Annotated in this window: 20 protein-coding genes; 8 read left to right on the top strand and 12 right to left on the bottom strand. The window is 36.8% G+C overall.

The window, feature by feature from the left end; translation table 11 throughout:
* Positions 1 to 139: 139 nt before the first annotated feature.
* The 4 genes from Ana3638_RS06570 to Ana3638_RS06555 all read right to left on the bottom strand — a co-directional run bounded on the left by Ana3638_RS06570 (position 140) and on the right by Ana3638_RS06555 (position 4037).
* Positions 140 to 1006 (bottom strand): transglutaminase domain-containing protein, encoded by an 867-nt coding sequence (locus Ana3638_RS06570; protein ID WP_161837313.1) that lies wholly within the window; start codon positions 1004 to 1006, stop codon positions 140 to 142.
* 316 nt (positions 1007 to 1322) lie between these two features.
* Entirely contained in the window at positions 1323 to 1601 is a 279-nt protein-coding gene (spoVG, locus tag Ana3638_RS06565; protein ID WP_161837312.1) for a septation regulator SpoVG, read from the bottom strand.
* A gap of 43 nt (positions 1602 to 1644) precedes the next feature.
* Positions 1645 to 2766 (bottom strand): glucose-1-phosphate adenylyltransferase subunit GlgD, encoded by a 1122-nt coding sequence (gene glgD / locus Ana3638_RS06560; RefSeq protein ID WP_161837311.1) that lies wholly within the window; start codon positions 2764 to 2766, stop codon positions 1645 to 1647.
* Positions 2763 to 4037, bottom strand: coding sequence for a glucose-1-phosphate adenylyltransferase (locus Ana3638_RS06555; RefSeq protein ID WP_161837310.1), 1275 nt, complete (start codon positions 4035 to 4037; stop codon positions 2763 to 2765). The genes glgD and Ana3638_RS06555 overlap by 4 nt, the downstream gene beginning before the upstream one ends.
* 421 nt (positions 4038 to 4458) lie before the next feature.
* Between Ana3638_RS06555 and murC the strand changes: the two genes are divergently transcribed.
* The 4 genes from murC to Ana3638_RS06535 all read left to right on the top strand — a co-directional run bounded on the left by murC (position 4459) and on the right by Ana3638_RS06535 (position 9959).
* Positions 4459 to 5862 carry a UDP-N-acetylmuramate--L-alanine ligase gene (gene murC, locus Ana3638_RS06550; protein WP_161837309.1) on the top strand — a complete coding sequence of 468 codons (1404 nt, stop codon included), beginning with the start codon at positions 4459 to 4461 and terminating at the stop codon, positions 5860 to 5862.
* Positions 5863 to 6319: 457 nt separating this feature from the next.
* Positions 6320 to 7450 carry a DnaD domain protein gene (locus tag Ana3638_RS06545; RefSeq protein ID WP_161837308.1) on the top strand — a complete coding sequence of 377 codons (1131 nt, stop codon included), beginning with the start codon at positions 6320 to 6322 and terminating at the stop codon, positions 7448 to 7450.
* A gap of 179 nt (positions 7451 to 7629) precedes the next feature.
* Positions 7630 to 8616: an ATP-binding protein gene (locus Ana3638_RS06540; protein WP_161837307.1), complete on the top strand. Its 987-nt coding sequence runs from the start codon at positions 7630 to 7632 to the stop codon at positions 8614 to 8616.
* 173 nt (positions 8617 to 8789) lie between these two features.
* Positions 8790 to 9959: a ribose-phosphate pyrophosphokinase gene (locus Ana3638_RS06535; protein WP_161837306.1), complete on the top strand. Its 1170-nt coding sequence runs from the start codon at positions 8790 to 8792 to the stop codon at positions 9957 to 9959.
* Positions 9960 to 10189: 230 nt separating this feature from the next.
* On the opposite strand, the gene Ana3638_RS06530 is transcribed toward Ana3638_RS06535, so the two are convergent.
* The 5 genes from Ana3638_RS06530 to Ana3638_RS06515 all read right to left on the bottom strand — a co-directional run bounded on the left by Ana3638_RS06530 (position 10190) and on the right by Ana3638_RS06515 (position 16941).
* Positions 10190 to 11002 (bottom strand): MerR family transcriptional regulator, encoded by an 813-nt coding sequence (locus Ana3638_RS06530; protein ID WP_161837305.1) that lies wholly within the window; start codon positions 11000 to 11002, stop codon positions 10190 to 10192.
* Between the two features lie 173 nt (positions 11003 to 11175).
* A complete protein-coding gene (locus tag Ana3638_RS24950; RefSeq protein WP_246240846.1) occupies positions 11176 to 12627 on the bottom strand; it encodes a penicillin-binding transpeptidase domain-containing protein in 1452 nt (483 codons plus the stop codon).
* A gap of 35 nt (positions 12628 to 12662) precedes the next feature.
* Positions 12663 to 13625, bottom strand: coding sequence for a transglycosylase domain-containing protein (locus Ana3638_RS24945; protein ID WP_246240844.1), 963 nt, complete (start codon positions 13623 to 13625; stop codon positions 12663 to 12665).
* An 88-nt stretch (positions 13626 to 13713) separates the two neighbouring features.
* Complete coding sequence (locus tag Ana3638_RS06520) at positions 13714 to 15855, bottom strand: ATP-binding protein (RefSeq protein WP_161837304.1); 2142 nt, start codon at positions 15853 to 15855, stop codon at positions 13714 to 13716.
* A gap of 15 nt (positions 15856 to 15870) precedes the next feature.
* A complete protein-coding gene (locus Ana3638_RS06515) occupies positions 15871 to 16941 on the bottom strand; it encodes a metallophosphoesterase family protein (RefSeq protein WP_161837303.1) in 1071 nt (356 codons plus the stop codon).
* A gap of 257 nt (positions 16942 to 17198) precedes the next feature.
* Between Ana3638_RS06515 and Ana3638_RS06510 the strand changes: the two genes are divergently transcribed.
* From Ana3638_RS06510 to Ana3638_RS06495, 4 genes are all read left to right on the top strand, one after another.
* A complete protein-coding gene (locus Ana3638_RS06510; protein ID WP_161837302.1) occupies positions 17199 to 17651 on the top strand; it encodes a PH domain-containing protein in 453 nt (150 codons plus the stop codon).
* Between the two features lie 171 nt (positions 17652 to 17822).
* Entirely contained in the window at positions 17823 to 18191 is a 369-nt protein-coding gene (locus tag Ana3638_RS06505; protein WP_161837301.1) for an ACT domain-containing protein, read from the top strand.
* Between the two features lie 14 nt (positions 18192 to 18205).
* On the top strand, positions 18206 to 18934 hold the full coding sequence (locus Ana3638_RS06500) for a CTP synthase C-terminal region-related (seleno)protein (RefSeq protein WP_161837300.1): 729 nt from the start codon (positions 18206 to 18208) through the stop codon (positions 18932 to 18934).
* Positions 18935 to 19015: 81 nt separating this feature from the next.
* Positions 19016 to 19771 carry a MerR family transcriptional regulator gene (locus Ana3638_RS06495; protein ID WP_161837299.1) on the top strand — a complete coding sequence of 252 codons (756 nt, stop codon included), beginning with the start codon at positions 19016 to 19018 and terminating at the stop codon, positions 19769 to 19771.
* Between the two features lie 101 nt (positions 19772 to 19872).
* Here the strand turns inward: Ana3638_RS06495 and Ana3638_RS06490 are convergent, their stop codons facing one another.
* The 3 genes from Ana3638_RS06490 to iolD form a co-directional block, all read right to left on the bottom strand.
* Complete coding sequence (locus Ana3638_RS06490) at positions 19873 to 21375, bottom strand: CoA-acylating methylmalonate-semialdehyde dehydrogenase (RefSeq protein WP_161837298.1); 1503 nt, start codon at positions 21373 to 21375, stop codon at positions 19873 to 19875.
* Between the two features lie 237 nt (positions 21376 to 21612).
* Entirely contained in the window at positions 21613 to 22509 is an 897-nt protein-coding gene (gene iolE, locus Ana3638_RS06485) for a myo-inosose-2 dehydratase (RefSeq protein ID WP_161837297.1), read from the bottom strand.
* Positions 22510 to 22599: 90 nt separating this feature from the next.
* Positions 22600 to 24531, bottom strand: a complete 1932-nt coding sequence (iolD, locus tag Ana3638_RS06480) for a 3D-(3,5/4)-trihydroxycyclohexane-1,2-dione acylhydrolase (decyclizing) (protein ID WP_161837296.1) — start codon at positions 24529 to 24531, stop codon at positions 22600 to 22602.
* Positions 24532 to 24536: the final 5 nt, after the last annotated feature.

Below are 24536 nucleotides of genomic sequence, written 5' to 3'. Positions count from 1 at the left end.
GTTAATCAATATTATAATCTAATAGTAAATTTATAGCAATAAGTTTTTGGACAGGATTAAATAGCAGTTATATAAATTATTCCACTCTTTGATGCCACATAATTATATATGTAAAAGAAAAATTACCTAAAAACGAAATTTATTCTTTATAGGATACATCACTCATAACATAGTTTTTAATAAATTCTTCATTCTGAAATTCATCATCCCTTTTATGGCCTTTAAAATCTTTCTCCGATTTCAGGAAATAATCATAAGTAGAAATACTTTTTCCATCAGAAGTCAATGGATCATCCCAGGTACAATCTACGTTATACCATTTGCCGTCTAATTGTACTATATTCCAGCCGTGGCTGTCTTTATTTCCGGTTCCGGTTATAATGCGGCAGGGTATTCCCGCCTCAGTAAACATTTTATAAGCAATACTCATATATCCCTGACAAGTGGATCTTTTGTTTATTAAATTATCATAAGCAGAATAGTTTTCCGTATCCGTATCATAAGAAGCATTTTGAATAATATAATCATGTATCTTTTTAATTTTTTCATAATCAGTTTTTTTATTAAGCTCCCATTTCTCAAACAGCTTTTTAATTGTTTCATCTACCTGTAAGGTTTCTTTTGCAGTCTCATTATACTCAAATTCATAGGTAACGGTAAGAACATTGCCAAACCCTACAATATGAGCATAAATACTGTTGGTTTTATATCTTAAGTAATCATAATCACTTGAAGTTCTTTTATCATCTATTTCATAAACCATATCAATGGCGTCTTCCGTAAACCACTCCATATTCTCTACCTTGCCGACAAAACGGAGTTCAATTTCCGTTAATCCATCCAACATGGCATTCCGCACATCATTAACAAAAATTTGTTCATTTCCGGTTTGATCCGCATAACCGGTAAAGAACAGCCAATCCGTTAAATGATACCTGTTATTAACGGTATAAAGAATCAGAATTAAGAAAATTAATGAAAACAGAAACTTAAAAAATTGTCTCATAAACCATCTCCTTTTTTCATTATCTCTTTTTTCTCATTATCTTCTCTACTTATCTATAATCAAAACTCTTTGTAAGAATTTTTATTTCTAAGAATTTTTATTTCTGGATATTTTATTTCCAGGATTTTTATATCCAGGATTATTATTACCCGTTTAATTACACTATTTTCTTATTCTATCTTATCGCACTTATATACCTTATAATTAGTTTAATTACCATTATACTCTACTACTATATTAGTCTGCAATCAATAAATGTAAAAGGAGTATCTTAAATGCCCTTTACAGTCAATTAAGATACTCCCCTCATTTTTTACTACATTTCCTTTTCTTCAAATTCTTCCGCCGCAATTTCATAGCTTTCCAGAATTATTTTTTGAATTTTATCCCTTGTTTCCGAATTAATTGGATGTGCGATGTCGCGATACTCCCCGTCACCTGCTTTTCGGCTGGGCATTGCAATGAATAATCCTTTTTCGCCTTCGATTACTTTAATATCATGTACTACGAATTCGTTATCCATTGTAATTGATACGACCGCCTTCATCTTTCCTTCTTTACTCACCTTGCGTACACGCACGTCTGTTATCTGCATTGTGTAGATCCCCCTTTAATAATATTTATCTTTTTGTTATTGTCTAAAGTATATATCTTTCATTTTTCTCTACTACTATTTTGATATTTCCCGGTTCCCCAATATGGGTTGTATTAACCCTAATCGTATCCCGGCTTTCTACTATGCAATTCTCTATATAAGTGTTGTCCCCAATATATACATCATTTAATATGATGGAATTTTTAATGGTACAGTTGTTGCCTATATAAACTTTCTTAAACACAATAGAATTTTCAACTACTCCGTTGATAATACTTCCGCTGGAAATAATACAGTTTTTTACTGAAGACCCCTGATTATACTTTGCAGGCGGCAAATCGTCAATTTTAGAATAGATGTCCGGATATTCCTTAAAAAAATAGTCCCTGACGTCTTTCTTCAAGAAGTCCATATTTGTCTTATAATAAGAATCTACGGTTGCTATGTTACTCCAATACGTATCCATCTCATATGCATATATTTTCTTCAGATTTTTATAACGAATCAAAATATCTTTCACAAAGTCATAACGGTCTTCTTCTGCCGACATTTCTAAAAGCTCAATTAACAATCTTCTTCTTATAACATAAATACCTATGGAAACGGTATTAGCAGCTGTCATAAGTGGTTTTTCTTCAAATTCAATTATTCTTCCATCTTCATTTGTACTAATAACACCAAATCTGCTTGCATCCTCTCCTTCTATTAATTGTTTACTTACCACCGTGATATCTGCTTTTTTATTAATATGATATTCCAGCACTTTATTATAATCCAGCTTATAAACACCATCACCGGATGTAATTACTACATAAGGTTCATGACTATTCTTCAGGAAACTGAGATTCTGATACATGGTATCTGCGGTTCCACGGTACCAGAAACTGTTATCTGCCGTAATGGTTGGAGTGAATACGAATAATCCCCCCTGTTTTCTGCCGAAATCCCACCATTTTGAGGAATTCAGATGTTCGTTTAATGATCTGGAATTATACTGTGTGAACACAGCTACTTTCTGTATATGGGAATTGGACATATTACTTAATGCAAAATCAATGCAACGGTAACTCCCTGCAACCGGCATGGCAGCTATCGCTCTTTTACCCGATAGTTCCCTCATTTTATTACTGTTACCGCCGGCTAATATGATTCCTACTGCTCTCATTGCTTACCACCTGCCTTAATCAATGTTTCGCCTCCGGAAAGGATTCCGTCCGGGTAATCTTCCATTGTGGTTAAACCTGAAATTGCCGTATTCTTACCAATTTTAACATGGGGCGGTATTACTGATTTTTCCGCTATGGTAACGAGTCCATACGAATAAATTGACGGTTCTTTTTTGTTTGGAACTTCTTCCCCGATACCAAGTTCGGAATATGCTCCGACTTTTGCACCTTCTGCCACTATGGATTTATGAATGACAGCCCCGTCCTCTATTATGGTATCCTTCATTATAATGGAATCTCTTACCACAGCTCCTGTACCGATATAAGTACCGGAACCGATAACGGAGTTATACACTTCACCATAAATTTCAGCACCGTCACCGATAATTGCCCTATTGATTACTGCAGTATCTGCTATGTATTGGGGTAGTATGGTATCACCTTTGGTATATATCTTCCAGAACTCTTCATATAAATTAAATACCGGTACCAGGTCAATTAATTCCATATTAGATTCCCAGTATGACCCCAGGGTTCCGACATCTTTCCAATATCCATTGTATTCATATGCAAATATCCGATCTCCCCGTTCATGACAGTAGGGTATTATGTGCTTACCAAAATCACAGCCCTTTTGTTCGGATAAGGTAATCAGAGCTTCTTTTAAGATACTCCAGGAGAAGATGTAAATTCCCATAGATGCTAAGTTACTCCTGGGCTTGGGTGGTTTTTCCTCAAAATCGATTATCCTGTTTTCATCATCGGTAATAACTACTCCGAAACGGCTGGCTTCTTCCATAGGTACGGGAATTGTGGCTAAGGTAATATCTGCCTTATGCTGCTTATGAAAATCCAGCATCGACTCGTAATCCATCTTATAGATATGGTCTCCTCCCAAAATCAGGACATATTCCGGGTTATAATATTCCATATATTCAAGATTTTGATAAATGGCATTCGCCGTACCGGTATACCACTCGCTGCTGTTACATTTTTCATGAGGAGGCAGAATAGATACGCCGCCGATATTACGGTCCAGATCCCAGGGTATCCCTATCCCAATATGGGTATTCAGTCTTAAGGGTTGATATTGGGTTAATACTCCTACGGTATCCACACCTGAATTGATGCAATTGCTTAGTGGAAAATCTATAATTCTGTATTTTCCGCCAAATGCCACCGCAGGTTTAGCAAGATTCGAAGTAAGGACACCAAGCCTAGAACCTTGTCCGCCCGCAAGAAGCATAGCAATCATTTCTTTTCTAATCAAGCAATCACCTCCTATTGTTTATTTTGACATCATTATACCATTCTTTTACATAAATGTGAATAAATTTTACAAATATTTTAAAATTAATTATTCTTTTTTTAGCATTATACCTAATTTTACTCTAAATTTACTTAATAAATTAATTCATAACTTTATAAAAAATATTTGCTACCGACAGGTAATTCTGAAAAATTAATAATAAATCATACTTCTGTTACTTTGTATGCATTGAGCCAAGTTACAATAACCAAATTTTATCATATCTTGTTGGTATGCTGAATTTTTTAATTGTATTTTTATAGGAAATGATTATAATAGCTTATAGATAAAAATATATAAATAAGGCTATTATAAAAGAAGAGTTATATTTATTGTTAATAGTTAATACAAAATAATCAATTAAGATAGGAAGTGCAATTTTATGTATCATATCAATTTTAGCAATCCCATTAAGGTACATTTTATAGGTATTGGCGGCATCAGTATGAGCGGCCTGGCCGAACTTTTACATACGATAGGTTTTAATGTAGTTGGCTCTGATGCAAAAAAGAGCAAAATAACCGAAAATCTGGAATCCTTAGGTATCACAGTTTTTTATGGCCAAAGGGCTTCTAACATTACTACGGATTTAGATCTGGTAGTTTATACCACCGCTGTAAAAGAATCAAATCCGGAATACCAGGCCGTGATACAGGCAGGTATACCGATCATGGACCGAGCTGAGTTATTAGGACAGGTAATGTTAAATTATACGGATGCTATAGCCATATCCGGTACTCACGGTAAAACTACCACCACCTCTATGCTGTCTTTAATTTTATTAGAGGCAAATTTAGATCCTACCATATCTGTTGGCGGAATCTTAGATAATATCAACGGCAATATACGAATCGGCCGTTCCGAACACTTCATAACAGAGGCCTGCGAATATACAAACAGTTTTCTTAAATTTAACCCAACAAAAAGTATTATCTTAAATGTGGAGTCCGAACATCTGGATTTCTTTAAAGATTTGGATGATATTCGTCATTCCTTCCGCCTGTTTGCAGAAAGGCTTCCAAAGAACGGTCTTCTGGTTATTAACGGAGATATTGAAAACGTTTCTTACTTTACAAAAGATCTTCCCTGTTCCTTTATGACTTATAGTATCAATACATCCTCTGACCCTGTTCCCGGAACTGCCGCTCATTATACCGCAGCCAATATTCAATATGATTCCTTAGGTCATGGCCATTATGATTTAATGGAAAATGGGAAACGATTAACCCATATCGAACTAAATGTAATCGGTATTCATAACGTATCCAATTCTTTACCTGCCATTGCCTTGGCAAGAAGTTTAAACATCTCTCTGGATGTTATTAAGAAAGCATTGTATTCCTTTACAGGAACCGAACGCCGTTTTCAATACAAAGGAGAAATTGGAGGAGTAACCATTATTGACGACTATGCACATCATCCCACTGAGGTGGTAGCTACCTTAACGGCAGCGAAAAATTATCCCCATAAAACCACATGGTGTGTATTCCAGCCTCATACCTATACCAGAACAAAAGCTTTCCTGAAAGAATTCGCCTCTGCCCTTTCCCTTGCTGATAAAATCGTGTTAGCTGATATTTATGCGGCAAGGGAAAACAATCCGGGAGACATTTCTTCCAAGGATTTACAGGATGAACTCATAAAAATTGGTAAAGATGCATACTATCTTCAAAGTTTTGATGAAATTGAAAATTTTTTATTACAAAATTGTAATAACGGTGACCTGTTGATAACTATGGGCGCCGGAGACGTTGTAACCATAGGAGAAGCACTCTTAGGTATATAGTTATCCACATTATCCACAACCTTATCAACAATTTCCCTGTGATAAGGCTGTGGATTTTTTAGTTCACATAATAATTCTTTACAATACTGGTAACATGGAACAAGAATAATTGATTTTTATTGTTTTCTACTTAATTTTACATTATTTTACATATTTCACATCGCCTGTTATCCACACTATCCACATTATCCACATTAACTGCCTCAGGAATATTTCCAGGAAAATAGCCTATTTCCTTATAATCTTACCTGTGATATAATTGCATGGCAAAGAGTATGCATGGCAAACTCTTGCGCCAAGCGTGGTCGGCAGGGCCGGCATATTCCATACACGCAAGTGCGCAGCCTGCCCTGAGGGCTTTATTATCTCATAAGACGCAATTTCTTATGAAATAAAGAAAGATAGTCCCCCTGTAATTAAAATGCGTACATAACGCGAAGATAGGAGTTAAGGCAATATGAGTACAATTATATTAAATTCTAACAGTGTTTCAGATATAACTATAATACCGAATCTATTTATCGATCAATTTATGCCCTCTGCCAACGGTTCTTATGTGAAGGTATATTTATATCTGCTTCGGTGTATAAACTGCCCCACTGATATAGAGATTTCAATTTCATCCATTGCAGACCGATTGGATGATACGGAAAAGGATATTATTCGTGCTCTGTGTTATTGGGAAAAGATAAATTTAATATCCCTCGTGCGAGGCTCCGATAATGATATTATTTCCATTACCATAAATGATATAAATAACTTGAATTTTAAAGATGCAGATCCGATTCAGGAAACAATTCAGGCAACAGTGGCGGCAATGACAAAAGAATCAAACGAAAAGATGGAACCGGCTTTGACTGACAGAAGTGAAACCATTCCGGGCAGAATATTTGAAAAACCCACATATTCGGAAGCCCAGATTAAACAGCTTACCGATACGGATGAAGTAAAGTGGTTATTAAATATTATTGAAATCTATCTGGACCGGCTGATTAAACCCATGGATCTCCAGTTAATTCTATACTTATATGAAAGTGTAGGATTCTCGGCTGAATTAATTATGTATCTGTATGAATATTGTGTATCCAAAAATAAAAAGAATCCCTCCTACATTGAGGCAGTCGCTCTTTCCTGGGCAGAAGAGGGTATCGATACGGTAGAAAAAGCAGAAGCAGCTACCGCCCTTTATAACAGTAATTACAATGCCGTTAATAAAGCATTTGGCTTAAACAGAGCTCCCGGTCAGATTGAAAAACAATTTATTAACAAATGGCTTAATAAATACGGATTTTCCATTGATATTATTGTAGAAGCCTGCAACCGTACCATATTGCAGACTCAGAAACCGGATTTTAAATATGCGGATAAAATACTGGAAAACTGGCATAAAAAAGGTGTTAAAGAACTATCACAGATATCCCATCTGGATGAAGAACATCAAAAGATTGCTGCTATTAAAGCAAATAATAAACCTGCTGCCCTTAATACCAAACCATCCCCGGGAAACCGTTTTAATGCTTTTCCTCAAAGAACCTACACCGATGAAGATTATTCTTCCATGGAACAGCGGTTATTACATAAACAATAAACAACTTAGGTAATTGAGAAACTATGTAGTTTCTCAATTATACCATACAATTAATACGAATTTCAGAGCTTCAGTTGCCCTCCGGGCAAAATTCAGCTCTGAAATTGTATTATAGCATGGTATATCGATATATTATTGGAGTTTCTCAATTACCAACAACCTATAGAGGAGGGTCCGATATGGCTTTAAAAAATTATCAGTATAATAAGATTTTAAGGGAATATGATATGAAACAGTTACAGAATAAACATGACCTGGATATTCGAACAGAAGAAGTCTATCGTATCATACCGGAGCTAAAGGAAATTGATGATGAGGTTGTAACCTGTGCGGTTTCCAGTGCGAAACTTCTTTTAATGGGTGACAATGAATCTTTACCGGGATTAAAAAAAATGACGGAGGAAGCTTCTGTAAAAAGAACTTCGTTATTAGTGAGACACGGGTATCCTGAGAATTATCTGCAGCCTACCTATCATTGCCCGGATTGTAAGGATACCGGTTATATCGGTAACGAAAAATGCCATTGTTTTAAACAGGCCATAGTAGATATCGTTTATTCCCAGTCCAACATAAAAACAGCAATTATGAGAGAGAATTTTGATACGTTCTCCTATGAGTATTATTCCGAGGATTACGTCGAACCGAGTACCAGAATGACACCCAGAGAAAATATTAAGAAAGTTGTAGAAGTCTGCCGGAATTATATTAACCAGTTTGATAAAGAATATAATAATCTCTTATTATACGGCAATACCGGTGTTGGCAAGACATTTCTGGCCAACTGCATTGCCAAGGAACTTTTAGACAGAGCTAATACGGTTATCTATCTTACTGCTTTCCAGCTATTTGATATATTAGAGAAAAATAAGTTTGGTAAAGGAGAAGATAATTTTGAATTCCAGAACCAGTTTGATTATATTTTGGATTGTGATTTACTGATTATCGATGATCTTGGAACGGAATTAAATAATTCTTTTGTAAATGTACAATTATATCTATGTATTAATGAACGTTTCTTAAGAAGAAAATCAACGATTATTTCAACCAATTTATCTTTGGATAATATTAATACAATTTACAGTGAACGCGTATTTTCAAGAATTGCAAGCAATTATGCTCTTCTTAAAATTGTCGGTGAGGATATTCGTCTTAAGAAATTATTTTAGAGTTACAGTTCAGCTACAAGGCTGAACTGTAACATTTTAGAGCCTAGTTTGCTATTTAGCCTTGACTTACTAAAAGGTTAATGGTATAACGTTAATGGACATTTTACCATACATATAACGACGGCATATTTCTCAATGCCATTGTTAATCAAATTTTATTGGAGGTCAATAGAATGCCGCAGCAAGAAAAAATATTTGAAACGATCCCAGTCGGTACTTTAGGTATCATATCTCTGGAAAGCAGTAAATCTCTGGGACAAAAAGTAAATGATTATATTGTGGATTGGCGTAAGGCAAGAGAAAGCGAACACACTTCTACAATTGCATTTGCAGGATACCAGCGTGATTCTTACCTTATTGATGCCGGCTGCCCAAGATTTGGTACCGGAGAAGCGAAAGGTGTAATCAGGGAATCCGTCCGTGGTACCGATTTATATCTGCTTTTGGACGTTTGCAATTACAGTTTAACTTATACGGTTTGCGGACATACCAACCATATGTCACCGGATGACCACTATCAGGATTTAAAGAGAATAATTGCAGCTGTAGGCGGTAAAGCCCGCAGAATCACTGTAATCATGCCTTTCTTATATGAGAGCCGTCAGCATAGACGCAGTTCCAGGGAATCCCTTGACTGTGCATTGGCTTTGCAGGAATTAACCAATATGGGTGTAGAAAGTATTATTACCTTTGATGCCCATGACCCACGTGTACAAAATGCTATTCCATTAAAGAGTTTTGAAACGGTACAGCCTACTTACCAGTTCATCAAAGCTTTATTAAAAAAAGTACCGGATCTTAATCTTGATGCGGAGCATATGATGGTTATCAGCCCCGATGAGGGCGGCATGAACCGTGCCGTTTATTTTGCCAATGTCCTGGGAGTGGATCTGGGTATGTTCTATAAACGCCGTGACTATACAACAATTATTAACGGCCGCAATCCAATTGTCGCACATGAATTCTTAGGTTCTGATGTAGAAGGCAAGGATATGTTAATCATTGATGATATGATTTCCTCCGGTGAGAGTATGATCGATGTTGCCAAAGAATTAAAAAGAAGAAAAGCAGGCAGAATTTTTGTAGCATCCACCTTTGGTTTATTCACCAATGGTCTCTCCAAATTTGATGAAGCATACGAACAGGGATTAATCTATAGGGTTTTAACAACAAACCTGGTTTACCAGACAGAAGAATTATTATCAAAACCTTATTATATTAATGTAGATATGAGTAAATATATTGCTTTATTAATTGATACCTTAAATCACGATTCCTCCATCAGTAAATTATTAAGTCCTACAGAAAGAATCCAGAATATTTTAAATAAATATAAGAAATAAACGAAAAGAAAACCTTACTTATATAAAATATAAGGATAGTTTTTTGAAAACCGTAAGAAACAAGCTTTGCGTGTTTCTCCGGTTCGCGTGCGCGTTCGAATTATTGCAAGCAAGCTTGCTAATTCTCACTTTGCTTTCGCGGAAATAAGACAAAAAACCGGATAGGATGAATAAAATTCATCCTATCCGGTTTTTTAATTCATTATACTATAGCTGGTTTGACTCAAATTTCAATTAACCGAAACCGGAATCTGGATTTCCGTTATATATTCATCCGGGTTTTTAGAATCCCATTCTCCTTTCAGGTATAATTCCCTTTGTGGGCCGGACATGGTATAGCCGTTTTCTTCAATCCATTTTGATAAGGCATTATAAGCTAAGCTTAAGGTCTGGTAAGAACCTTTATGAACAACACAGGCCATCTGTTTTACACTTTCTAAATTTCTGACCTTTATCCGGTCATTTCCTTCCAGATCTCCCATAATAGGTTCAATGATTTCTGCGTCTACCTTATCTTCCTTATAACCAGGGTCATAATAAATTACCATACAGGGCGGTACTGTTTTTACACCTTTTTTACCGAGATACTCTCCAAGTTCCATCCATAAATGTCCCTGTTCACTATAACTTGGTATAAAATCCCTGAGTCCTGCTACTTTTATCTCATCAATAGATTTTAATACAATATCATATTTCATAATATAATCCTCCTGTTCATACAACTTCATAAATGTTTCTATTCGGGTAAGTCTGGATTGTTCTTCTTCTAATTTACTTTTTATCTCGTTATACTTTAATTGTAAAAGAAGTTTAAGCGTATCTCCGGATTTGTGATTTAAAATCAAAGATATTTCATCCAGGGAAAACCCAAGTTCTTTGAGTGTTATGATGCGGTTTAACTTAGGCATCTGGGAAACGGAATAATAACGGTAACCGGTAAAGTTATCGGTAGTTTCCGGCCGCAGCAGCCCTATGGCATCATAATGCCTTAAAGCGGCAACCGTAACACGGTTTAATTTTGCAAAATCACCTATTTTGAACATAATCCATCACCTATGTGTACACATTTATTATTTATTAAGGCCTTACAGGTATGATAAACCTTAATGTAACAGGAGAGTCAATATAATTTTTTGATTTTTTTATTTTACTTTGTTTTCTTATTATCTTACGTTATTTTATTTATTTTGAGGGTGTTTTTTATCATCTACGGTTTTTACTCTTCCAGACTGTTTCCCTGGTTATCCCAGCTGTCTTCATCGCTCCATGAGCCGTCATCCTGGCTGTTAACATTGTCCCCATTATCGGATGGGTCTTCCCAGTCAGGCGGAGTTTCTTCCCCATCGCCGTCATTTGTTGTACCGCCATTATCATTCCAGCCATCCTCATCGGAATTTCCATCAGGGTTATCCGTAGTATCACCAGGATTCTCCACGGAACCATCTGAAGAATCTTCATTTCCGGTATCTGTTTCTTCACTTTCAAAACTATTCTCATTCGTCTGCTCTAACGTATCCTTAGTTTCTGCGGTATCTTTCGTTTCCACCGTCTCCTCTTCCACATCCTTAGGCCGGCCGTCTTCGTATGGAGTAAACTCTTTGCTTTCCAGGCCTTTATGAATAACGCTCATATATTGTTTCCAGATAGAGCCCGGAAATGTTGCACCGGACAACTCATTCGTTTCCTTTGGAATATCATATCCAACCCAGACCCCGGTGGTATAATAAGGAGTATAACCTACAAACCAGCCGTCTTTTTTATCATTGGTGGTTCCGGTTTTACCGGCACTTATCATTCCGTCAAGTCCCAGTCCGGCTCCGGTACCCCTTAAAATAACGCCGGTTAATACATCCGTCATCATTCTTGCCGCATTGGTATCATAGATTCTCTTCTTGGTTTTATTTTCATCTACCAGAACATTTCCCTGGGAATCCTCTATCCGGATAATACAGGTTGGTTGCCTGTAAACACCGTCATTTTCCAAAGCAGCATAACCTGAAGTTATTTCAAGCGGGCTCACACCTGTTGTAAAACCACCCAGAGAAGCCGCCGGATAATAATCATTTTCTTCTATTTTATTGAAATTCATATTTAAAAGATACGACAATCCTACTTTAGGGGTAAGCTCCTCGAATAACTTCCAGGCAATGGTGTTCTTTGATTTTTCTACGGCTTTTCTTATTGTAATCTTTCCTAAATAAGTTCCGTCGGAGTTGGATGGCCCGTCTTTAAATTTCTCATCCACTACCATATCGTCCGGATAATGTCCGTTTTCAAAGGATGGAGTATACACGATTAATGGTTTAATAGAACTTCCCGGCTGCCTGTAACTTTGGTATCCGCGGTTTAAGGTATAACCGGAGGCTTCCTGATACCTGCCGCCTACAATGGCAACTACCCTGCCTGTTTTGTTTTCTATGGATACTGCCGCACCCTGAAGTTTATAGATGCCCTCTTTATTCTTATCCGTAAAACCTTTCAGATTATCATCCACTGCTTTTTGCAGTTCTTTCTGTTTCTTTAAGTCGATGGAAGTATAGATACGGTAACCTGCAGTATATAAGGATTTCTGATACTGATTATAAAGTTCCGTATACTTTTCTTCATAATTCTTACGGTCTTCCTCACTGGAAAATTCATTCCTGAATTCAAAGCCCTCCTGTGCCATTAAAGCTCTTGTAGCACAGTAAAATACATAAGTTTCTACATAATTGTTTTTGCTGACCTTTTTTGTACGAGTTTAATCTCTTCGTTACAGGCAGCATCGTATTCTTCTTTACTGATCCAGCCGTCTTTTTCCATCTGAAACAGTATTCTGTCCCGTCGTTTTATGGTATTGTCCTTATGGTCTCTTGGATCATATATCGTAGGATTATTGGGTATCGCACATAAAAATGCAATCTGGGATAAACTGAGTTTATCCGCAGTTTTATTAAAGTAACCGCGGCTGGCCGCCTGAATTCCATAATATCCGTTAGCAAAATAAATATTATTCAGATAGAACTCCATAATTTGTTCTTTGCTGTATTTTTTCTCCAATTCAACAGAAATAAAGATTTCCTTTAATTTTCTTTCAATACTTACCTCATTTGTTAAAAAAATGGTTCTGGCAAGCTGTTGGGTAATGGTACTGGCTCCCTGGGTTACACCGCCTTTATGCTTAACTAAAGCTATAAATGCCCTCACATTGGCTTTTAAGTCAATCCCCGCATGTTCCATAAATTTCTTATCTTCAATCGCGATCATGGCCTCCACGGCAGTTTTTGGTATGTCCTCGTATTTCAGGTAATATACGTCCTTAGCTCCCTTTAATACGGATATCAGCTTTTCATTCTGATCATATACCAAACTGGTTTCAGTTTGTCTGAACGTATCTAACGTCGACTGACTGACAAATTGATCCGCTTCCTTTTGATAACGTTCAAAATCATCCCCGTATATGAGATAAAAAGTAAGAATACCAATTAACGCACTGACTGAAAATACAAAACTGGAAATAAGTAAGATCCAGCGTAGTTTTCTTCTGAATCGGGAATGTTTCTTTTTCCCGTTTTTTGTATTCTTTGAATTCGCTTTTGTATGTACTTTCTTACTTCCCGAATTTCTGTTTTTTGCTCCTGTATTGTATCCTGTGTTTTTAGTTTGCTTATTTTTGTTATTTTCCATAATTTCCTCTGCATTTCTAATCGATAAAAGTATCTGATCCGTACCGGACTTACCTACGAATTCAAGTATATTTTATCCTATTGGACTACTAACTGTTTGCCGATAAATCGATATAATTATAATTCATATTTAATTCATCCATGATATCTTTTTCCCTGTTATGACAAGTAAAAATAATTACCTGCCCCTGTCTGCCCTCCGCCAGAAAAGTAAGTGCCCCACGGGTTCTCTTATCATCATATAAGGCAAAACAGTCATCTAAAAGGATGGGCATATTTCCCTGTCCGTAAACCAGGTCCGATATGGCAATCCGCAGGGCAAAATAAAATTGTTCTATTGTTCCTGCGCTTAATTTATTTAATAATACGTAATTGTCTTTGTAACCTACCTTAATGTTTAATTTTTCATCTATTTTAATATCCAGATATTTATGGTCAGTTATTTCACCGGTTAGATTTGATACCAAATCATTTAACTTTCTTCCGAAACTGTCATGAATATCAATGGATAATTGCTGTATGGTGTCTATGGAAAGCTGAATTGCTTCCAATTCCAGATCCGTCTCTTTTTTCTTTTCCAGTAGTTCCTTATATAATTCCTGATTTCTTAAAAGCGAGTCCTCATTATCCTCTAAGGTTACCAGTTCCCATTTTAGCTTTTCTTTCTTAATTCTTATAGTTTCAAGCTCTTTCGTATTTGCTTCCTGTTTTTCTTTAATTTCTTGTTTCTGCTTTCGGATAAATTCCTCCAATTCACTCATCCGGACATCATCCATTAAATTAAAGGGAATGACATTTTGATTGGATGGTACTAAAATCTTCCTTATATATTCCATTATCTCCGGTTCCAGACCGGCAGCCCTTTTTTTAAGGAGTTGTTCCTGTTCCATATACTCCTTTTTTTGTTTCTGTAGATGTTCATATGACATCTCCTGCCTGAGTGCTTCCTCATATTTTAGATTTAAGGATTTTTCATTCTCTGCCCCACACTTATTTAGGATATTTTTCGCCTTCTCTTGGATTGAATTCAAAGCTTTTTCATATCCCCCATTTTTCACATCAATATCTTTCTGCATTTTACGGACGCGGCCGGTAAATAACAGATATAAAAGAATGGCGGTAAATAAAAGTGCGGCACTAAGACCCATCAACAGATTATTTTTTCCCATAAAGATAAGGGAACCTGCAGCTCCTGTTAATCCCGGTAAAAATGATATACTTATCCTGTTTTTTTTAATCTGATTCAGCTCAGATTCACTTTTCCTATCATAAGCAGATTTTTCTTCTTCCAGAGTTTTACTTTCATATTTAAGAGAATCCAATTCATTTATGCTATCCTTTAAAGCTACCGAAATATCCCCCTGGTATTCATGAAAACGTACCTCTATGGAAGTTAATTTTTCTTTTAAAAGCTCCGCTTGCTGATTTACCTCTTTTAAAATATTGTATTTTTCCTTAATGATGGGAAACTGCTCCAAGCAGGCCAGGTATTCGTTAAAAGAAGAATACTTATTATAATACACATTATTTTGCGGACTATTTCGTTGTTGTGTAAGTAGTTTCTCCTGCTTGGCAGTTTCTTTTAGTTGAAGCGATAATTTATCAGCAAGCGCCTCTTTTTTAAGCCCTTCTTCAATCTCTTTTTCCAAAGCGGTAATCTTACTTTTCAATTGCCTGGATTCCAGTTCTTTTCTTTTGTCCTGTAAATAATTTAACGCCTTTGTTACATCAACTTCCTTGCTTTTTGACAAAGATAAATTCGTAATGTAATTGCGTACCTCTTCCACTAAATCCTGGTCTGTTCTGGACTTTAACTGTTCTATACTTATGGTGTTACGATAACCTGCTTCCGTAAGTCCACCATACAGACCGGCTAATTCCTCAGGACTTAATTGCAGTTCCCTGCCGGTATCCAAGTCGATGATACTGTTATTTTTGCTGCTTTTTTCAAAGTTGCGGATAATCCTTATGTTCTTACCGGAGATTTCTATATCAAGGCTGCCCTTATAGGAACCAGCATTATCCCACGGCAGAAATTTTTCATAAGTATCATCCTTAGAAGCCCTTCCCCTTTGCTTTTCTATGCCAAACAGCATTCCCTTTACAAAAGAATGTATAGTTGATTTTCCTGCTTCATTTTCACCATAAATAAGATTGATACCTTTTTTTAAACGAAGCGACCTATTATGAAATTTTCCAAAATCATTCAGACGTAATTCTCTTAACTGCAAACACTTCATCTCCCATTACTTATAATTTTTAGCCCCAAGAAGGGCTTCTATTCCATAATATAAGGCTTTCTTCCCAACCTCATCCTGTCTGGTCCGCTCTTTAATACCCTGAATATATAAACCGATTATATTATCCTGATTGTCCCTGTATAAGGCTTCAAAATCATAATCAGGTACCGTATCATCAATAATTTCAATGATATGCCCCAATCTTTTAAAGTCCTCTTGCTGGAATATAATATCCGTATCACGAATTCCGGTAAACCGAAGCAGATATATATTGTTACTGCCGTTTTCCGTGATTTTGCCTTTAACTAAATCTAAAAGTGCTCCATTTGTTATACCTTGATGAATATTGAGTTCCAATTTCTGATACTCTCTTATGGAAAACGGGATAAATTGTATGGATATTTTAGATGTTTCATACTCCTTACTAATTTCCCCTAAAATATAACCCCTCTCACCGGTTTCGGTTTTATCAAGTGGTTCCAGCGAACCTGCATAAGCCATTCTATCACTAAAAATCTGTGGTTTATGGATATGTCCTAAGGCGATATAATCAAATCCGCTGCTTTGCAGCGCTTTTTTATCCATGGGGATATCTTTTTCATTTCCCCCATGGGCTAAAAGAATATTAATTCTTTCTTCACACCCGGGTTGTGCCGCATCATATAATGGTTCCGTGATAAATCTGCTATGATAACTAAGTCCATAAACTTCCGTATTGATCTCTTCAATATATACACTGTCTAAGGAAGCTTCCGTAAGCATATGTACCCGCTCTCCCCATTCAAATCCGGTATAATTGGACCTGCCGCTGATGTAATCATGATTTCCGGCAATAAACACCACCTGTGTTTTATTTAATTTGTCAAAATAATAACTTAACTCTTTTAATTCCCGAATTAAAGGTTGTCTATGAAATAAATCACCTGCTATTAATAACAGGTCTATTTCCTCTTCATTACATGTATCAATTATCTTATGAAAACTTTCAAGTATTTCTTTCTCCCGTTCTGCTCCCCAGGGATATCCAACATCCGGCTTTGCGCCAATATGCAGATCTGCAATATGAATAAATTTCATTCCGTTCCCTCCCTTGGTAATATTCCTCATCCAGTAACTGTTTTTTATTATGTTTACTATATCACAAAAAGACCTAATATTCTATTAATGTTCTATTAAAAAAATGTCTCAAACCTTAAGATTTAGTGTCAATTCAATTTTGCATATGGTATAAGGCCAAGAGATGATTACCCAAAGCCTGACATTATTGTAATTTATTGCATAATCCAACTTGTTGTGGTATAATTCAAAATAAAAATTACAAAGGGGATATATCAATGGCTTTTGGAATGAAAAACATTTTGCAGGGCGGTTTAGCAGCAAATTACAGCGAAGCTCCTATTGCCGAACTAGAAAAAGAGTATAGTCAGTACTTAATGGACGGCGAAAAAATTACTATGGGATTTAAATTAGTTAGAGATGCTTTGATTTTTACGAACAAACGTATTATCATGACAGATAAGCAAGGTGCTACAGGTACTAAAATGAAAGTTACTTCTATCAACCTTTTATCAATTGTAAATGTTTCCATGGAGACCTCCGGTTTCGGGTTTGATGACAGTGAATTAACTTTTACCTATATCAGCTCACCGGAATTAAAGGGCCATCATGTAGAATATGCCGCTCACAAACTTGAATTTCCTAAGAAATTTAATGTTCAGGGCCTTTATAAAATCTTACAGGAACTGGCATATGAAAATTATTTAAGAATTAATAATATTACCGAATAATATTGTAGTATTATCATATATTGGATTAGTAAATAGCTGTTATTGGCAGCCATAATATCCGGATTATTATATTGTGGTACATGCAGTTAAGTATTAAATTACAAAAAAACAGGGAATCTGAATAAAGGCAGGCTCCCTGTTTTTAAGTTTTTATAAGTATAGGAGGTATATATGGATTTAAAAGTACTATCATCCGTTTTTTCCGTCTGTAAAATTACGGACTTATCCATGGTTAATGTTAAGGATGATTATGTTTTTATTGGAAAAACAGAGGAAGAGCTCTCTCTGGTTTGTGACACAAAAAATGTTCCGAGCAACTATACGGAGAGGGAAGATAATTGGAGAGCATTTAAAATCCAGGGGCAGTTGGATTTTTCCCTAATTGGTATATTATCTAAAATTACAAAAATACTGGCCGATAATAAAATCGGTGTTTTTGCTATTTCAACGTATAATACCGATTATATTCTGGTTAAGGATGAAATGCTTTCTTTGGCAATAAAAGCTTTGACTGAAGCAGGTTATGGAATTGTTTCATAGGAAAGGAGATATTTATGGAAGATATTATAACGATCGGTATCATTGGAGATTTTGATGAAAAAAGACCATCCCATTTCGCTACGAATGAGGCACTAACCCATTGTGCAGATAAGCTTTCTATGAATATAGAGATAAGCTGGCTTCCTACAAAAAGTCTTGAGAGCATAAGTAAGGAAGACATGTCCATGTTTGATGCCTTCTGGTGCTCTCCCGGCAGCCCTTATCTAAGCTATACCGGAGCTATCAAAGGAATACAATTTGCCAGGGAGAATAATTATCCTTTTATCGGAACCTGCGGAGGATTTCAGCATGCGGTTATGGAATATGCCCAAAATGTATTAAGTTTAACTGAAGTTTATCATGCGGAATATAATCCGGACGCCTCCACTTTCTTTATCGCTCCTCTGTCCTGTTCACTTGTTGGAGAAACCAAAAAGATCTATCTAAAAGAGGGATCAATAGTTCAACAGATTTATGATAAGGATGAAACAGTGGAACGATATAATTGCAGTTTTGGCCTGAACCCTTCTTATCAGGATACTTTTGATGCAAGAGGATTTCATGTATCCGGTACGGATGAAACCGGGGAAGTCAGAATATTTGAATTGCCTGAAAACCGTTTTTATATAGCTACGCTTTTTCAGCCTCAATTAAGTTCAACAAAAGAAAATCCCCATATATTAATACTTAAATTTTTGCTGGCTGCAGAAAAATTCCACCAGGAACGTAAGCTTAAACCATAATTCTGCAATCATAAAAAACTATAAAAAAGTCTTGACTCCAACCTTAGGTAAGGCATTAGGATAATATACGAGGTGAAAAACATGGAATATACGGTAAAAGAAATTGCAGAATTAACAGGAGTTACCATTAAAACTCTCTATCATTATCACAAAATAGGGTTGTTGCTTCCCTGCAAAATAACCGAAGCGGGTTACCGGTTATATGGAACCGGGGAATTAGAACGTCTCCAGCAAATATTATTTTACCGCGAGCTTGATTTTTCTCTTAAAGATATTAAAAAAGCTTTGGAAGATGAACCGAGTCGATTAGAATGTTTAACAAAACAGCATAATCTGTTAAATGCGCGCAGGCAGAGAATGGATTGTTTATTAAAAACCATAGAGGAATCGATTCACTTCACCAGGAAAGGAGTCAATATGGATAAAACAAAAATGTTTACAGGACTAAACAAAGAGGAATGGAAAGAGGCCCTTTTAGAACAAAATGAATACCTGAAAGATAAGTATGAATTTGATATGATTAAGAAGCAAGTGATAAAACCCGATAAATTAAATGCACAGGCAGCCGAAGCTATCCAATTTACATCTGATATGATAAAAGGATTAAAAAACGGTTGGAAGCCAAATGATGATAGAATACAAAATATTCTGAAGGATCATATAGCATATTTAAACGAAAACGTTAATTCTACAGATGCCGATACTTTTGTAAATACTGCGAAATTTATGATTCATGATGATTTTCACAGAAACATGCTGGAAAGCCAGCAGACCGGTCTTTCCTATTATCTTTATGCTGCAGCCGAACTGTATGCCGAGAAATCTCTAAATAATTAATAATCTATCTGGGTAATTCCTAAGAAAAAAGCAAATCACTGTTAATGATTTGCTTTTTTCTTAGATATTCACTTTTATTTTATAATGTATTGTTTACCGTATTAAATGGTACCGTCCCAGGTATTTACTTTCGTATTTTTCTTTTCGTCTTCGTCAAACCATCTGGTAGTTACACATTTGCTTTCCGTATAGAACTTAATGCCATCTTTTCCAAGACAGTGAAGATCTCCAAAGAATGAATCCTTGTGTCCGGAAAACGGAAATACACCTACCGGTACAGGAATACCTACATTAACCCCTACCATACCGCCATGAGTTCTGGATGCAAATTCTCTTGCAAAATAACCGTTCTGAGTATATATAACGGAACCATTGGCAAATGGATTACGATTCATAACAGCCAGGCCTTCCTCAAAATCTTTTACCCGTTTAATGCATAAAACCGGTCCGAAGATTTCTGTAGTACCAATAGTCATATCTTCCGAAACATGATCAAAAATTGTTGGTCCTAAATAATAGCCGTTTTCAAAGTTTTCTACCTTAACGTTTCTTCCGTCTAATACTATTTCAGCACCCTCGTCAATTCCTTTTTGTATCCAGTTTAAAATGCTTTCTTTGTGTTTTAGATTAACAACCGGTCCTAAAGTTGAAGCCTTGTCATAAGCAGGTCCCACCTTTAATCCTTTAGCCAATTCAACCAGTTTTGCTACCAGTTCATCAGCAATTTCTTCTTCTGCCACAACTACCGGTAATGCCATACAACGTTCACCTGCACAACCAAATGCGGAATTAATAATACCTGCTGCCGTACGGTCAATCGGTGCATCCTTCATTACCAGTGCATGGTTTTTAGCTTCGCATAAAGCCTGAACTCTCTTGCCATGTGCTGCTGCTACAGAGTAAATATGCTTTCCAACTGCTGTGGTTCCGACGAAAGAGATTCCTTTAATATCCGGATGGGTTAAGAAGATCTCTGCTTCCTTACGGCTGCAGGTTATAATATTTAAAACACCGTCCGGAAGGCCTGCTTCTTTATATAATTCCGCAAAACGGAGTGCTGTCCTTGGTGTGGAACTGGATACCTTTAACACAATGGCGTTTCCGGCTGCCACACACATAGGAGTCATCCATCCCATAGGAATCATGGCAGGGAAATTAAAAGGTACAATTCCCGCAAAAACACCTAAAGATTCCCTATATAAAACCGTATCGAAACCGGAAGAAGCATTCATTAAGGATTCACCCATAATGAGACTTGGTGCGGAACAGGCAAGTTCAGTACCCTCTTTGGCTTTTAATACGTCTCCCATAGCCTCATCCCACACTTTTCCATGTTCCTGGGCTACCAGGTAAGTCAATTCCTCCATATGTTCTTCGATTAACTGACGTAATTTATAGAGAACCTGAACTCTTTTAACGATAGGAACCCTGGACCAGCTCTCATAAGCCTTTTTTGCAATGTCAATAACCTTTTCCACTTCATCCGAGGTACAGTTAGGTACCAGTGCCGTAACTTCTCCTGTACTTGGATTATATACTTCATTATATTTATCTGTTTCTGATTCTATATACCGTCCGCCGGCAAAATAACTTAATTTCTCCATATTACACCAAACCTTTCTATGCTGATAACTGCGTGGGCTTATTATTTTTGCTTCCGGTACAACATTCTGTAAATAATGATACAAATTATCCGGTAAATGTTGTACTGGTATGGTGCCGAAACTCCAATTGTATTTTGATTGAATACTGTTATATCCATATTTCAATATACTTGGCTGAATTTTCGGCACTCAAATCTTTTTAGTATTAAATAAATGGTTATTTCATGCAGTTATCTTTTATATATTTATCATCTGTCTGATATAGTTACGTGCCATCTTTGCATACTGGAACGGATTCGCTTTCGCAGGGTCCTGTTCTGCTTCTACTAAAAGCCAGCCCTCATACCCAAATTTCTCCAGTTCTGCGAATATGGATTTAAAGTCTACGCAGCCGTCTCCAGGTACTGTGAAAGTACCTTCCCTAACAGATTTTAAGAAGGACCATTTACCCTCCGTAGCTTTTTTCAATACGTCTTCCCTGACATCTTTTAAATGTACGTGGCCGATTCTTTCCGGATATTTTCTTAATATGTAAAGGGGATCTTCACCTGAAAATGTGAAATGACCCGTATCATAACATAAAAATACATAATCTTTATCCGTATTATCCATAAGGCGTTCTGTTTCGGCTATTGTCTGTACACCGGTTCCCATATGATGATGGAAACATACTTTAAAACCACGCGCTGCTGCGAGTTTACCAAGTTTATTTAATCCATCACATAATTTATTCCATTCTTCATCGGTAAAATAAACCTTGTTGTCAAATATGGAAAGAGCTTCATTTCCCTGTACGGAGTAGCTTTGTTCTGAGACATTGATACGGTTAGCTCCTAAAACCTCCAGATAATCAAGTTCTTTAATGAATTCTTTTTCTGTTTCTTCATAAGGTTTTGTTGCAAGAAAGGAAGAGAACCATTTGCTGGCAATAGACATTCCTCTGAGATCTAAAGCTGCTTTTAAAACTTTAGTATCTTTGGGATATTTATTTCCAACTTCACATCCTGTAAATCCGGCCAATGCCATTTCGGAAATACACTGCTCAAATGTATTTTCTCCCCCTAATGCAGGCATATCATCATTTGTCCAGCCAATTGGTGCAATTCCAAGCTTAATCTTATCTTTATGAAACATACTATTTCCTCCAGTCCTATTCTTTTTATATTATTGATATTCACCACTAATCTTTTTGCAAATCATGATGTTTAATTCAAACTCTACCTATTAATACATTCTTGCATTTTCCAGATGTTTTTGCCTGTCTTCGTAAGCTGCCTTTATATTCTGGTTAGTATTACTGTCACCGATTCCTACATGCCACCAGGAACCATAATCAGCAGTCATGGATTTTGGTAAAACTTTAATATCAATCAGTACGGAATTGTCGGTTTCCTTTGCCTCTTTAAGAGCGGTAATCAGTTCATCATTGGTTTTTGCCGTAAAGGTGGTCATACCATAACCGCGTCCAATCATAGCAAAGTCCGTAGTAATTAATCTGCCGTCCTGTTTATTTGTTGCACTGTCTCTGTAACGGAACATGGTTGCAAGACTTCCCATCCCTTTTCCCATCTGAAGATTGTTAATACATCCGAAACCGCAGTTATCAAAAAGAAGAACGGTTATTTTTTTATTTTCCTGTAAAGCAGTTGCTATTTCTGAATGAAGCATCATAAATGCTCCGTCCCCAACCATGGCATAACATGCTCTGTCCGGCTCTGCAATTTTTGCACCCAAGGCTGCTGCAATTTCGTAACCCATACAGGAATAGCCATATTCCATATGATAGGAATCCTTTGCATCCGTCGTCCACATTCTTTGCAGATCACCCGGCAGACTTCCTGAAGAACCCACTACAATGGCATCTTTTTCTATTTGCTCTCTGATAATTCCAAGAGCTCCTGTCTGGGTGATCACACCTCCCGTAGCTTTTACGAATTCCTCTTCAATACCCGGTTCTTTTGCTTTTACAAAGGATTCATAGTTTTCGTCAAATACCGCCTTTGTTAAGTACTCCATTTCCTTTTTCCAGCCAAGGTTAGCTTCTTCAATTTCCGTCGTATAAGCCGAATGATAACCGGAATTATTAAGACCTGCAAGAATTGCCTGTATTCCGGCTTTCGCATCTGCAACTACCGGGAAAGCATCCAGCTTTTCCGCATGGTATCTGGATACATTAACCAAAACAAATTGGGCTTCTTTATTCCGGAACAGCTCTTTCGATCCGGTTGTAAAGTCCGTTAATCTGGTGCCTACCCCAATGATCAAATCTGCTTCTGCTGCAATAGAATTAGCCGCACTGTTACCGGTTACGCCTACACCGCCAAGGTTTAACGGATGTGAGGAGGGAATGGCGCTTTTACCGGATTGAGTCTCTCCAAATGGTATCTTATAGGTTTCACAGAACTTTACAACTTCTTCTCCGGCTTCTGAATATCTGACACCTCCGCCAACGATTACCATAGGTTTTTTCTTAGTTCGAATCAGATCTACGGCATCTTTTATTTCATAAGAATCCGGATTCATCCTGACTATTCTGTGTACCCTTTTTTTGAAGTAATAATCAGGAAATGCAAAGGTTTCTCCCTGCACATCCTGGGGAAGTGATATGCATACACCTCCTGCTTTCTCAGGATCTGTCAGAACTCGCATAGCATTTAAAAGTGCCGTCATTAACTGCTCCGGTCTGCTGACTCTGTCCCAATACCTGGATACCGGACGGAACGCATCACTGGTGGTAATCGTAGCGTCATGGAATTGTTCGATCTGCTGCAATACCGGGTCCGGTTGTCTCGTTGAAAATGTGTCACCGGTAAATACTAACAGGGGGACATTATTTGCCGTAGCATCAGCAACAGCTGTTACCATATTGGCTGCTCCCGGACCAATGGAGGAAGCGCAGGCAATAATTTTCCTGCGGTTGCTCTGTTTTGCAAATCCTGCCGCAGCGTGGGCCATTCCCTGTTCATTACGGCCCTGATACACTTTTAATTCCCCGGGATTTTCATCCAGTGCCTGACCCAATCCGCAGACAATACCGTGTCCGAATACAGTAAAAATCCCATCAACGAATTTTTCTTCCTTACCGTCAAAACTTACATACTGGTTATCCAGGAATTTTACTAAAGCCTGGCCAACCGTCATTGTTAATTTACCCATGTAAT

This window comes from Anaerocolumna sedimenticola, assembly GCF_009931695.1.
GTDB classification, from domain to species: Bacteria; Bacillota; Clostridia; order Lachnospirales; family Lachnospiraceae; genus Anaerocolumna; species Anaerocolumna sedimenticola.
This window is presented reverse-complemented; position numbering and strand designations above follow the sequence as displayed.